This is a genomic window from Faecalicoccus acidiformans, assembly GCF_014202635.1.
Taxonomy (GTDB): Bacteria; Bacillota_I; Bacilli_A; order Erysipelotrichales; family Erysipelotrichaceae; genus Faecalicoccus; species Faecalicoccus acidiformans.
The window spans coordinates 1-13164 of record NZ_JACHHD010000024.1; the positions used below are offsets into that span (position 1 = coordinate 1).

Sequence of the window (13164 nt, forward strand, 5' to 3'; positions counted from 1 at the left end):
GATGCCAACAGATGATTTAGCTGTTTCCTTCATGAGTTTGATTTTAGAAGGACTGTATCTACCTTGTGAGGCATTGGATGCAATATTCTTCAATCAATCGATCCGTGTGTTAGCTATATCTCTGGCAGTTGGAAATTCCTTTAGGATGGCCCTGATAGCCTTAGTATGTACATCGACGATTTTTTCGAGTTCTGGGAACACACGGTCAAGGTAAGACTTAAGCTTGATCTTCATCTTGGATGAATCTGTCATGAGAAAACTTCTTTCCTTAGCCAATTCTTTTAACTCATTAACTTGATATTCTTCATCAATGAGATTTCTGTACTCAAACGATAAGAAATGAGCGATGGCACGAGAATCGATATTATCGTTTTTGGTGTCACGTAATGAGATGGATCTAAACTTGTTTGTCATGTAAGGATTGATAAGATAACACTTAAAATGATGAACAGTTAGAAAATGGAACAAGGTCTGATGATAGTGACCGGTAGACTCAAAACCGACCAATATCTCATGATTCTTGTTCTTCTTCAGAGTCTCTAATAACGTTTTGAAGCCTTTATCGTCATTAGAGAAATGAACTGAATCGAGAATGATCTCACCTGTGGATGGATCATAGATACTGGCGACGTGTTCAAACTTGGCCACGTCGATGCCGCAAAACAGAATGGTCATAAGAAAAGACCGCCTTTCTAGAAACCTTGTCATTCTATAGCGGTCTTATCCTGTAACCTTGCGAGACATAAAGATATCAAAACCTATCCAGCTATCAACAGATGAAATAAGATCCTATAGATTCACTCTCCTCAAAGTAGATAAAACCACATAAATCAATCAGAGTATTAAGGTTTCATCTATATAGTACAAAAGGTTAGAAAGGAAATTGATATAAATGTGTGACAAGGTACATTTGTATCATACAAGTATTTTAATGGACTGGGAAAATAATTACTACCGTTGGAAGAATTTCGATAAGCTTGAACCAAAATTACAAATTTTGATGGAAAATATGACAAGAGAAGAGTTGGCAGATGCTTTCAGTAAAAATTTGACTTTTGGGACAGGAGGATTAAGAGCTCTGTTAGAACCAGGTACCAATCGGTTAAATATATATACAGTAAGAAAAGCTACTGAAGGATATTCACGATGGTTAATTAAACAAGGAGAAGGAAACTATACTAAAGGTGTAATAATTGCCTATGATAATAGACATATGTCCAAAGAGTTCGCATTGGAAACTGCGAAGGTTTTGGCAAAGCATCATATTCCATCTTATATCTTTGATTCATTACGCCCAACGCCTATGCTAAGTTACGCAATTAGAAAAATGAATGCATTTGGAGGTGTTGTGATTACAGCTAGTCATAATCCCCCTAAATATAATGGATATAAAATTTATGATTATACCGGTTGTCAGTGTGTTCCTAAAATTACGGATTCTATTTCATTGGAAATTAATTCTGTTTCTGATGAGTTATCAATACAACTTGGTAGCAATCAAGAATGCTCAGATTATATTGGAATTGTTCCTCAAGATATTGAAGAATCATATTATGAAGATGTATTAAAAATACAAATGCATTCAGAAATTGATAAAAGCGATACTAAAATTGTTTATTCATCGCAGCATGGAACAGGCTATTTTCCAATGATGAAGCTTATGAAAAAAGCAGGATATTCCATTACTCCAGTCATTAGTCAATGTGAAATCGACCCAGATTTTTCCTATACTAAAGATCCTAATCCAGAGAATCCTGTAGCATTTGATGAAGCTTTAAAAACTGCAAAATCCATCAACGCAGATTTGATATTGTGTACTGATCCCGATGGAGATAGAGCGGGAGCAATGATAAGATATGGTGATTCGTACTATCATCTTTCTGGAAATCAAATTGGGATAATTCTTCTAAACTATTTAATTGGCCAAAGAAAAAAAGAACTAATAAACAAAAATTTTGTAGTATATAACACAATCGTAACTTCAAGTTTAGGAGATATTATTTGTAAAAAAAACAATATTCAAATTGAAAAAACATTAACAGGATTTAAATATATTGGTGAAAAAATTGAACATGAAAAGAAAATTAATGGGAAAGAGTTTCTATTCGCTTTCGAAGAAAGTTATGGCTATTTAATTAGCGATATTAATAGAGACAAAGATGGTCTCCAAGCATGTTTGCTAATCTCAGAAATGGTTGCATATTATAAAAAGCAAAACAAATCATTAATTGATGTTCTAAACAATATATATGATGAATATGGACACTATTATGATTATCAACTTTCATTTGAAATGCCTGGAGAATCAGGACAAGACAGAATGAAAGAGATTATGGATGATTTTCGCAATCCTAAACTGAGTGAAATAGGCAACTGTAAAATTATAGCCAAAGACGACTATTTAAATGGGATTCATATAGAAAGCGATACGTCTTCAAATATAAGTTTTCCTTCATCTAATGTATTAAAATTCTATTTTAAGAATAATGAATGGGTAGCTATACGGCCTAGCGGTACAGAACCAAAGATGAAATTCTATTTCTTTTGCAGATCAAGAGAATTAGTTTCACAAATGGAGGAATTTTTAAATGCCAAAAAATAGAATAAAATTTTTAAATACTTATATAGATAATGTTACTATGAGTGAAGCGGTTGAATATATTGATACAATGATTCAGCATAAAAAAAAAGGATATGTTGTAACTCCTAATGTGGATTTTATTGTTCGTATGGAAAAAGATGTTCAATTCCAAAAAATCGTAGAAAATGCTGATTTAATTGTTACAGATGGAAAACCGTTGATTTGGATTTCAAAAAAAATAAAAACTCCAATAAAAGAAAAAATTTCAGGTTCGGATTTATCTCCAAATATTTTTAGATTAGCTGCAAAAAAAGGTTATACTGTTTTTTTGCTTGGAGGTAAAGAAGGCGTAGCTGAAAAAGCAAAAATGAATATGGAATTAAAATATCCTGGTATTAATATTGTTGGTGTTTATTCCCCGCCATTTGGATTTGAAAAAAATCTTAAAGAAGTTAATAGAATAAATGAAATGATTAATAATCTTTCTCCAGACATTCTATTAGTTTGTTTGGGATCTCCAAAACAAGAAATGTTTATTGCAAAAAATATTAATAAATATGAGGCTTGTGTTTCTTTAGCTGTCGGGGCAACAATTGATTTTGAAGCAGGAACTATAAAGCGAGCCCCTAAATGGATTAGTAATATTGGAATGGAATGGTTTTATCGGTTTCTTAAGGAACCCAAAAGACTTTTTAAACGTTATTTTGTTGATGATATGAAAATTTTCTATTTATATCGTAAATATAAAGATTAAATAGTTCCATATAATTATGTAAACGATTTTTTACATAATTTAGATAATGATGATAAAAATACGAGAAAATGTTAGAAGGTTTAAGAAATGCTAAAAGATAAAAATGTTTTATTTATAGTGAGAACTATGGGACTTGGCGGGACTGAGAATGTAGTTTTACAATTGTGTGAAATATTAAAAAATCATGTAAATAAAATTGTTGTATGCTCATCAGGAGGAGTTCACGAAGTATTTTTAAAAGAAAACGGAATAAAACATTATACAATCCCGGACATCGCTTCAAAAAAACCATGTGATATTGTTAATTGTATTTTAAATATTAAAAGAATTGTCAAAGATGAAAAAATAAATATTATACATTCTCACCATAGAATGGCGGCATTCTATGCTCAATTCATTAACTGTAATAATATTGTAAAAATTGCTAGTGTACACAATACTTTCTTCGATAAAAAAATTCTGACTCGTTTTGCGTATAAAAATACGCAAATCATACCAGTTGGAAATGTAGTTTCTGATAATTTGAAAAACTTTTATGGAATTGATTCAACAATGATTCATATTATACATAATTCCGTTAAACCATTTAATGGATTACAAAAACATATTAGAATTTTGAATGATGCTAGATCATCTGGGAAAGCTCTAGTGGGAAATATAGGGCGGCTTTCTGAACAAAAAGGGATGAGTTATTTTATTAGAGCGGCTCAAATAGTTCTTCAAAAACATTCGAATGTTGTATTTTTTTTGGTCGGAGAAGGCAAACTGAAAGAATCTTTAATACAATTAGCTGAGGAAAAGGGGATTTCTAAAAATATTGTTTTCATGGGATATCGCGATGATATTCAAAATGTTATTTCTCAGATGGATTTTGTAGTTTTAAGCTCTTTATGGGAAGGGCTACCATTAACTCCAATTGAGGCGTTTTCTGTAGGGAGAACTGTAATAGGAACTCGAGTAGACGGTACACCAGAAATAATTTCTGATGGTATTAATGGATATTTAGTTGAGCCTAGAAATGTAAAGGAATTGGCAAGTAAAATTTGCTATTTATTGGAACATCAAGAAATCAAACAAGAATTAGAGAAAAATGCGATGAAGACGTACTTAGAAAAGTTTTCTTTTGAGAGAATGTCCTTAAAATATTTAACGTTTTATCAAAATTTTTAGCATTATTTTTGTGAGTAGATTATATATCTATTTATTATATACGATTATTTATTTTATACGATGAAGCGAGGAATTGTATGTAGCAAAGGGAAAATCATAAAAAGAGTTTAGGAAATAGAATTCTAAAACTTTTAAATGTTTGTATTATGCTATAACTTTTTTAGAAATTCAGTGCGGAATAAAATGTCTAGTAGTCATTTATGAAAGTGATCCTATGTTTATTAGAAGCAAAAATTGGAAAGTGTAGTTTTCCATATAGCCGGGTTGAAGGTTAGTTTTTCTATGGCTGAAACTTAGAGAAATCATCTAATATTTCTTATTACCGAATCAATACTTAGTTTAATAGCAGAATAATAGTATTGATTATTTGAAAACTCCTGGATAATCAAGTAATCATTTACCAGAGTGTTAAAATAAATTTATTGTAGATAGTTGAGGTGAGAGAATGTTGTTAAGTGTAGTGGTACCAGTTTACAATGTGGAAAAGTATTTAAGACAATGTTTAAATAGCTTGTTATCTCAAACTCTTACGGATTTTGAGGTTATAATGATAGATGATGGATCCTCTGATACTAGTGGAGATATATGCGAAGAGTATGCATCATTATATTCTAATTTTAGAGTAATTCATAAAAAAAATGAAGGATTAGGATTAGCAAGGAATACAGGATTAGAATATGTCAATACCGATTATGTCATGTTTCTTGATTCAGATGATTACTTAGATTTTGATTGTATCGAGACATTGTATAAATATTTAAAAGATAATGCCGTTGATTTATGTAAAGGCGGATTTAAAAGAGTGAATGATGATGGTGAAGTCATTAATAGAATAGATTATAATTATCAGGTGTTTTCAGGGAACTATGCCAAATCTCACTTTCTTCCTCGTTTGATTGGAAGTTCACCTTCATATCATGATAGTTTTGAAATGTCTGTATGTGGTTCTATATATAATATGTCTCCTATCAGAAATAATAATTTAAAATTTCAGTCAGAAAAAGAGTATATATCTGAAGACTTGGTATTTAATATTGATTATTTGCAACATGCGAATGGAGCATGTGTGATTAATTCTTTAGGGTACAATTATCGGCTTAATATGCATTCTTTAACCACCAGTTATAGAGAGGATAGATTTGATGCATGTAAAAAATTTTATTTATATATGCATGAAAAATTAGAACAATTACATTATTCACAGTCTACATTTTTGCGCTTGGATAAGATGTTTTTTATTTATTTAAAAATGTGTATAAGTCAAGAACAATCGAAGATATCTAGTTTGGCGAAGAAAGATAGACTTAAAAATATATCCAGTATTTGTCGAGATTCACTGGTCCAAAATATTATTTCTAATTATCCTATTGAAAAATTAGGTTTTAAACAAGCTATGTTTTTAAAATTGGTCTCTTATGATTTGAATAGATTTTTACTTTTTTTTGCTGAAAGAGGGATATTTTAAAACATACATCTCTTTAATCAGAGAAGTTCAATAAGTTTTTATAGATTGATAATAGAAAGCAGAGGGAAACACATGAGAACCAAATTGTCAGTAGTTGTTCCAGTGTACAATGTAGAGAATTATTTAAAAAAATGTATTAATTCTATACTTAGCCAAACATTTAAAGATTTTGAACTTATATTGGTAGATGATGGTTCCACGGATAATAGTGGACATATTTGTGATGAATATGATCACCAATATGAAAAAGTTAAAGTGATTCATAAGGAAAATGGTGGTTTATCATCTGCAAGAAATGCAGGAATAGAAATAGCAACAGGGGAGTATATAAGTTTTATTGATAGCGATGATTATATTGATTTTAATATGTTTTTAACTATGATAGAAGCATTGGAGAATACTGGGAAAGATATAGCTGTATGTGGAAGAGTGATAGATTTATGGGGAGAAAAAGAGAAAATTGAATTCTCATTAAAAAAAGAAAAAGTTTATTCTCGTGAACAAGCAATAGAAGAAGTTCTTTTATTAAGGGATATTGATGTTGCAGCCTGGGATAAAATCTATAGAAAATTTTTATTTGATAGTATCAGATATCCAGAAGGCAAAATTAGTGAAGATGCGGCAATAATCTTTCAAATGTTAGATATTTCTAATGGAGTTGTTCATGTAGGAACCCCCTTTTATCATTACATTTATAGGAAGAATAGTATTAGTAAATCTGAATATAATCGACGACAATATGATAGCTATATAAATTGTGTTAACACTGAACAATTTATTTCTCAATCATATCCTCAGTTTCTAAAGCAGAACAAAATTTATAATACTCAGGTGTGTGGGGCACTTCTTCAATCATTATCAGCAGATTTAGAAGTAAAGAAAAAATATGAGTCAGATTATAAAGAGTTCAAAAGAAAATTTAACGAAGGTTATTGGACATTTCTTTTTACTGAAGGTATATGTATAAAGAAGAAAATAAAACTTTCATTTGTGTATTTAAACCTATATCATGTGTTTATAATTCTAAAAAAATCATTATCTAGAAGGGGGTATTTATGAAATTTAAGATTAATGCTCATAGTATTGATGTCATTCTCATGATGTTGGCTTTACTTCAGTTTTCGTTTATTCCAAGGACAGTGTTTTTGGTATTTAGATATGTAGTTACATTATATTTGTTGTATCGCTACAGAAAAGTAATAGTAGGGATGAAGATAATACCTATTTTGTTAGTGTTATATGCTGCGGTTTTATGCTTTTCAACTCTAGTAAATACTTTTAGTTTAACATGGGTTATTTCTGCGTTTATGTTAATTATGCAATATGTAACTTTTTTTGGTGTGTTTTTAGGAATGGTGAAACAACATGGAGTAGAAAGACTCATTACACTACTATGTATTATCTTTTTGATTTGCTTGATAGTAAATGATAGCTTATTTTTGTTAATTCCATATGATTTTACTGATCCTAACGAAACATATTTAATAGGAAATAAATTTTTAGTATCCTATTATCATTGTTTATTTGGAAGCCTAATTTATGTTAAGTATTTTTTTTCTAAAAAAAAGTATTATTCTCCTCTATTGATAATCTATTCTGCCATTGTTTCTATGATTGTTCATTGTACAACGGGAATAATTATTGCTCTTTCTATCCTCATGATGATGTTATTCCCAAAAAAAATTAGAAAATTCATGGAAAAAGGTTCAACTTTCATAGGTTCTTTGATATTAGAGAATTTTTTAATCTGGGGCCCTTTTCATCTCTTTACGAATCCCTTAATAGTAAGTTTTGTGGTAAATGTTTTGCATAAATCTCCAAATTTGACCGGTCGAACACAATTGTATAATGCAACAATGGATCTTGTAGAAAAAAGCCCAATTTATGGTTATGGTCATAATACTGATATTTATAGAGATACGTTGGGTTATGGGAATGCACAAAATGGTTTATTCCACATCATTACTCAGGCGGGTATTTTAGGAACTGTGATCTATTTTACAATGGTATACTTGAGCTTAAATCACAAAATGTTAGAAAGAGTTTATGGTCTAATAATGTATATTTATGCAATGTTGATAGGATCCGCTGTTGAGATTAATCTGTCAACTCAATTTATCATTGCAATCGCAATAATATATGCTATTACAAATAACCAGGGATGCAGTATAGATGGAGAAAAGGAGGACGACAGTAGTTTATGAGAGTAGGAATAATGACAATGCACAGAATACCGAATTATGGTTCTTTTTTGCAAGCATTGAGTTTGAAAATGATAATTGAATCGTTGGGACATGAAGTCATTTTTGTTGATTTTAAAATTGATCCTGATGTGGAACATAGAGGCGATTTATACAGTTTAATTCAATGTAAGAAAAAATCCATAATGAAAATAATTAGAGGCACAAAAATAGGAAGTCAACTTTTTTATTTTCTTAAAGAACATTCTAGTTCAAAGGATATAATAAAAAAACAACTAATATTCTCATCATGTAACGATATGTTAGGTGTATCAAATAAATATCATTATCGATGTAAGGTCGATGTATTAATTATTGGGAGCGATGAAGTGTTTAATTGTACTCAGTTTGGGAATAATGTTGGATATTCACTTGAATTGTTTGGGAAAGATAACAAGGCAAAAAAGATTATTACTTACGCAGCATCCTTTGGAAGTACAACTATGACGAAAATAAATCATTATGGTATTGCAGATGAATTAGGAATTTTATTAAATAAAATGCAAGCAGTTTCAGTTAGAGATCATAACTCATTTAAAATTGTTCAATCCATTTCGAACAAGAAACCTTTTTTACATTTGGATCCGGTGTTAGTTGGCAATATTGAGAATCTATTTAATTTTGTCCCTCAGGAAAAAGGATATGTCATTTTATATGGTTATACCTATCGTTTCACAAAAGAAGAATGTAATGCAATTCTTGAATTTGCTCATTCGCATAACAAAAAAGTTATCGCATTGGGAGAACCACAATATAAATGTGATAATTATATTTGTTGTAAACCTGATGAGGTGATGGGGTATTTTAAAAATTCTGACTACATTTTTACAGATACTTTTCACGGAACTATTTTTTCTGTTATTAATCATAAACAATTTTTAACTATTGTTAGAACTTCTGGACAATCAGATAGTTCTAACCAAGAAAAACTAGAGAGCTTGTTAAGTGACTTGGGTTTAGAAGATCGCCGGCTTTCAAACTTAGATGAAATTTCTAAGGTCTTATACAATATAGATTACGATAGGGTAGATTCTATAAGAAAGTTAGCTAAGAACAATGCGATAAGATATTTATCTAAATTTGTGAATTAATTAACCAACACTTTAATTGGAGGGAACTATATGAAAGACAGATTTTTTATTATTAATTTAATTTGTCAGTTAATAGTGTTTTGCTCTAATATGATAATCAATTTTTTCTTAACACCTTATGTTTTAGAAAAATTAGGAACAGAAGCTTATGGTTTTATTGGACTGATAAACAATTTTGTGAGCTATATTAACATTATTACAATTGCCTTAAATTCGATGGCTGGTCGATATATTACTCTTTCATATCATAAATCAAAGAAAGAGGAGGCAGAAGAGTATTTTTCATCAGTGTTTTTTGCAAATGTAGTATTATCTTTATTGGTCTTTTTTGCGATGATTGTTTTATTGATAAATGTAACTAGTTTATTAAATATTCCATATAATTTAATAGAGGATGTACAGATAACTATTATTTTTTCTTGTATAAATACTATAGTATCTTTATTAGCGGTGGTATTTGGTATTGCGGCATTTATTAAAAATAAACTTTATAAAAACTCAATTACTCAGATGGTTTCAGCTTTAGTAAGAGTATTTGTGATGATATTTGCATTTGTTTTATTCCAAGCTCATATGTGGTATTATTCTTTGGCTGCATTAATAGCTACATTTTCTATGATGTTATTACAAATGAAGGTGACAAAATCTCTTTGCCCGGAGCTATCAGTAAAAAAAAATAAACTCAGATGGGAAAAAGTTATTCGTATTGTCAAAAGTGGCGTATGGGTTAGTGTTGAAAGTTTTAATAAAATTTTACAGACCGGTCTAGATTTATTGATTGCAAATTTATTTGTCGGCGCAAATGCTACAGGAGTTTTATCAGTTTCAAAGACTATTCCGAATGTCTTAGTACAAATCACTACGACTATTACTAGTGTTTTTAATCCAGAACTTGCAAAATTATATGCTGAGGGTAAATTTGATGATCTTAAAGACGGCTTCTTATTCACTATTAGATTTTTATCTTTATTAATGATAGTCCCACTTGTTGGGTTTATTGTCTTTGGAAATGAGTTTTATTCATTGTGGCTCCCTGAGAGAAGTTTATCTGAAATTGATTTGATTCAAACGTTATCCGTTTTATCGCTTTTGCCTCTTTTGGTAAATGCATATGTAGAAGGTTTGTATTATGCAAATACATTAACTAATAAAATAAAAGGGTCTGTACTTATAACATTATTCTTTAGCGTAATGAGTATTGTTGTGGAATTTGTTTTATTAAATATTACAAATATTAATCCACTATATATTATTGCGGGAACAAGTTCGTTTTTTCTTATAATACGCTATTTGTTGGTTACTCCTCTGTACTCTGCATATGTATTGAATCTACCATTGTTGTCATTTTTTCCTGCTTTATTGAAAGCCATATTGGTTTCATTGATTGTTTATGGTAGTTTTTATTTGGTTAAATCATTTGTAATGATTGATTCATGGATTACTTTTTTGATAGTTTGTGGCTCTTGTGGAGTTATTGGATATTTGATGGTTTTTATTCTGTTATTAAATAGTCGGGAAAAGAAAAAGGTTAAAACGATGATAGTGAGGAGAAAAAATGGAAACAGTATGTAATAAGGGAGAATGTACAGCGTGCAAAGCATGCATCGAAAAATGTCCTGTGTCATGTATTTCTGTTAAAGATAGGCTTTCCTTATTTGAAGCCGTTATCGATAAAAATAAATGTATAGAATGTAATCTGTGTCACAATGTATGTCCTTCAATAAATCATAATGGATTATTAGCTCCAAAAGTGTGGAAACAAGGTTGGAGTCAGGATGATACGATTAGATCTAAGGCTTCCTCTGGGGGGATAGCAACTTCAATAGCATTAGATTTTTTAGAAGATGGTGGCATAGTTTACGCTTGTATATTTAAAAATAGTAAATTTTGTTTTGATAGATTAAGGACAGAGGAAGATATTTTAAGTATGCAAGGATCTAAGTATGTCAAAAGTGATCCGGAGAAAATATATTCTCGAGTGTTATCTCATCTAAACGAGAATGAAAAAGTATTGTTTATTGGTTTGCCATGTCAAGTACAAGCCGTAAAAAATTTTGTTGGACAAAAGAATTTAGAATCATTGTACACTATTGATTTGATTTGTCATGGCTCTCCGTCCCCAAAAATGTTAGAAAAGTTTTTGTTGGAATGTGATATAAATTTCGAAACGGTCAATAATATTAGTTTTCGTAATAAAATGACTTTTGGATTGTCCATAGAGAATAGGGAAGTCGAACCGATTCTTTTATTAGATAGTTATATGATGACTTTTTTGTCTGGCATCAGTTATACAGAGAACTGTTTTAAGTGTAAATTTGCTCAAATTGCAAGGCCCGGTGATATTACCATTGGGGATTCATGGGGAAGTGAGCTATGTATTGATGAGCAAAAAAAAGGAATTTCATTAATATTGTGCCAAACCACAAAAGGTATAGAGCTTATTAAAAAGAGTAGAATTTGTATAATGGACGTTGATTTAGAAAAAGCAATTTTATCAAATCATCAATTACAGCATCCTACTATCAAGCCAAAAAGATACGATATTTTTTGGGATGGCGTAGAAAAAGGTCGCTCATTTAAACAACTTATTTTTAGATGTTATCCAAAGACAGCAATAAAGAATTTATTAAAAAGAATAAAAATAAGGGTGCTTTAAGATAAGGTAGGGTTTCACACAATGTACGCATTCAGAAATCGTAGGGTTTCTGATGTGTGAACTATCCTTTACGAAATCGTAGGGTCAAGAAAATAGGGATGGAATCCCCACTTTCATGTAGAGCGGGGTCCATCCCTTTTTGGATGCTCACATATTCAATATATACCCTTTTTAATTGTGCATACGTAAATCTTTTGTACATCCTGCTAGATTAGGGGTGATGTCAGGATTCATTACATATAAACATCGATTCCTGTATCTAGCGAAGTTTCGATAACCGTTCGCATTATTCTTGATTTCCTTGGCTATGCCGTTTCTTGATTCCATGATTCCGTTGGATAATCGCTTTCCGTTAATGATGAAAGAGTTCTTGATCTCTTCAAACCAGTGTATAAGAGTTTTACGCATTTTTTGGATTTCTGGGCAAGGCGAACCTTTCATTTCATCAATGAAAATCCATAGTTTCTTGTCAGCTTCGTCATATCTTGTATAGCGATTAAGATGTGCATATTTCTTCTTTAGTTTATATGCATTCTCTAATTCCGGCGAGATCTTCAATATAAGATCCAATATTTGAGGATAAATGATATAACGTCTTAATCTTTTATTGAATTTTGATCGATTTTCTCTGACATCACTTGCTTCCAGTAACCAGCTGAACTTTTTTAGAAGATAATATTCATCAGATTTTTTATCAAATCGTTTCATAATGCGTATTCGAACATTCCGAACCGCCTGATTTAAAATTCTTGATCACATGGAAAGAGTCAACAGCGATTTTGGCATTGGGTAGTCTCCTATAAACGACGGTGCGGTAGGTCTCATACATGTCGATGATGACAAATTCGACTCGATTTCGTTCTTCTTTCGGTATTCTCTCAAAATAGTTGAGAAGAGAATACTTTTTTCTATCATATACGATATCTAAGAGACGATTTGTCAGAAAATCAAGGATCAGACAAGAATATTTGTTTTTCCGACTGGTCTGGGTATAAACTTCGTCCATGCACAGGACTTTGGAAAGGGGTTGTCTGGAAATCTGCACAAAACGATCAAATATTTCCTGGGTTTGGGTCACAGAAATATGATGATGTTTAGCGACGGAAGAAAAGTGATTATTTCGTTGTGATAAAGCCAACATTTCGTTTTAATTTGAACCAGTGTTTCGCAATAAATGGACCACCATTTCGCTCTAAATTGTACCAGG

Annotated in this window: 12 protein-coding genes; 9 read left to right on the top strand and 3 right to left on the bottom strand. The window is 30.7% G+C overall.

All coding sequences use genetic code 11. The features are described from left to right. Positions 1–93: 93 nt before the first annotated feature. The gene (locus tag HNQ43_RS08870) at positions 94–675 is read right to left on the bottom strand and encodes an IS110 family transposase (protein ID WP_183376915.1); all 582 of its coding nucleotides are present in this window, start codon (positions 673–675) and stop codon (positions 94–96) included. A gap of 256 nt (positions 676–931) precedes the next feature. Between HNQ43_RS08870 and HNQ43_RS08875 the strand changes: the two genes are divergently transcribed. The 9 genes from HNQ43_RS08875 (at position 932) to HNQ43_RS08915 (ending at position 11957) form a co-directional block, all read left to right on the top strand. Next, complete coding sequence (locus HNQ43_RS08875; RefSeq protein ID WP_183376917.1) at positions 932–2602, top strand: phospho-sugar mutase; 1671 nt, start codon at positions 932–934, stop codon at positions 2600–2602. Then, positions 2589–3335 (top strand): WecB/TagA/CpsF family glycosyltransferase, encoded by a 747-nt coding sequence (locus tag HNQ43_RS08880; protein WP_183376919.1) that lies wholly within the window; start codon positions 2589–2591, stop codon positions 3333–3335. Before HNQ43_RS08875 ends, HNQ43_RS08880 begins: the two co-directional genes overlap by 14 nt. 87 nt (positions 3336–3422) lie before the next feature. Then, positions 3423–4505 (top strand): glycosyltransferase family 4 protein, encoded by a 1083-nt coding sequence (locus tag HNQ43_RS08885; protein ID WP_183376921.1) that lies wholly within the window; start codon positions 3423–3425, stop codon positions 4503–4505. 445 nt (positions 4506–4950) lie between these two features. Continuing rightward, entirely contained in the window at positions 4951–5970 is a 1020-nt protein-coding gene (locus HNQ43_RS08890) for a glycosyltransferase family 2 protein (protein ID WP_183376923.1), read from the top strand. Between the two features lie 72 nt (positions 5971–6042). Further along, the gene (locus HNQ43_RS08895; RefSeq protein WP_183376925.1) at positions 6043–7029 is read left to right on the top strand and encodes a glycosyltransferase family 2 protein; all 987 of its coding nucleotides are present in this window, start codon (positions 6043–6045) and stop codon (positions 7027–7029) included. After that, entirely contained in the window at positions 7026–8174 is a 1149-nt protein-coding gene (locus HNQ43_RS08900) for an O-antigen ligase family protein (RefSeq protein WP_183376927.1), read from the top strand. The genes HNQ43_RS08895 and HNQ43_RS08900 overlap by 4 nt, the downstream gene beginning before the upstream one ends. Then, the gene (locus tag HNQ43_RS08905) at positions 8171–9301 is read left to right on the top strand and encodes a polysaccharide pyruvyl transferase family protein (protein WP_183376929.1); all 1131 of its coding nucleotides are present in this window, start codon (positions 8171–8173) and stop codon (positions 9299–9301) included. Before HNQ43_RS08900 ends, HNQ43_RS08905 begins: the two co-directional genes overlap by 4 nt. A 30-nt stretch (positions 9302–9331) precedes the next feature. Further along, a complete protein-coding gene (locus HNQ43_RS08910) occupies positions 9332–10873 on the top strand; it encodes an oligosaccharide flippase family protein (RefSeq protein ID WP_183376931.1) in 1542 nt (513 codons plus the stop codon). After that, on the top strand, positions 10857–11957 hold the full coding sequence (locus HNQ43_RS08915) for a Coenzyme F420 hydrogenase/dehydrogenase, beta subunit C-terminal domain (RefSeq protein WP_183376933.1): 1101 nt from the start codon (positions 10857–10859) through the stop codon (positions 11955–11957). Before HNQ43_RS08910 ends, HNQ43_RS08915 begins: the two co-directional genes overlap by 17 nt. Before the next feature lie 171 nt (positions 11958–12128). Here the strand turns inward: HNQ43_RS08915 and HNQ43_RS08920 are convergent, their stop codons facing one another. Both HNQ43_RS08920 and HNQ43_RS08925 read right to left on the bottom strand, forming a co-directional pair. After that, complete coding sequence (locus tag HNQ43_RS08920; protein ID WP_244957067.1) at positions 12129–12665, bottom strand: transposase; 537 nt, start codon at positions 12663–12665, stop codon at positions 12129–12131. Further along, a complete protein-coding gene (locus HNQ43_RS08925) occupies positions 12652–13098 on the bottom strand; it encodes a transposase (protein ID WP_183376935.1) in 447 nt (148 codons plus the stop codon). Before HNQ43_RS08925 ends, HNQ43_RS08920 begins: the two co-directional genes overlap by 14 nt. Positions 13099–13164 lie beyond the last annotated feature (66 nt).

Coding starts and splice junctions, on each gene's coding strand:
- HNQ43_RS08895 (WP_183376925.1), top strand. CDS start 6,043: ATGAGAACCAAATTGTCAGTAGTTGTTCCAGTGTACAATGTAGAGAAT.
- HNQ43_RS08900 (WP_183376927.1), top strand. CDS start 7,026: ATGAAATTTAAGATTAATGCTCATAGTATTGATGTCATTCTCATGATG.
- HNQ43_RS08905 (WP_183376929.1), top strand. CDS start 8,171: ATGAGAGTAGGAATAATGACAATGCACAGAATACCGAATTATGGTTCT.
- HNQ43_RS08875 (WP_183376917.1), top strand. CDS start 932: ATGGACTGGGAAAATAATTACTACCGTTGGAAGAATTTCGATAAGCTT.
- HNQ43_RS08870 (WP_183376915.1), bottom strand. CDS start 675: ATGACCATTCTGTTTTGCGGCATCGACGTGGCCAAGTTTGAACACGTC.
- HNQ43_RS08920 (WP_244957067.1), bottom strand. CDS start 12,665: ATGAAACGATTTGATAAAAAATCTGATGAATATTATCTTCTAAAAAAG.
- HNQ43_RS08890 (WP_183376923.1), top strand. CDS start 4,951: ATGTTGTTAAGTGTAGTGGTACCAGTTTACAATGTGGAAAAGTATTTA.
- HNQ43_RS08915 (WP_183376933.1), top strand. CDS start 10,857: ATGGAAACAGTATGTAATAAGGGAGAATGTACAGCGTGCAAAGCATGC.
- HNQ43_RS08925 (WP_183376935.1), bottom strand. CDS start 13,098: ATGTTGGCTTTATCACAACGAAATAATCACTTTTCTTCCGTCGCTAAA.
- HNQ43_RS08910 (WP_183376931.1), top strand. CDS start 9,332: ATGAAAGACAGATTTTTTATTATTAATTTAATTTGTCAGTTAATAGTG.
- HNQ43_RS08880 (WP_183376919.1), top strand. CDS start 2,589: ATGCCAAAAAATAGAATAAAATTTTTAAATACTTATATAGATAATGTT.
- HNQ43_RS08885 (WP_183376921.1), top strand. CDS start 3,423: ATGCTAAAAGATAAAAATGTTTTATTTATAGTGAGAACTATGGGACTT.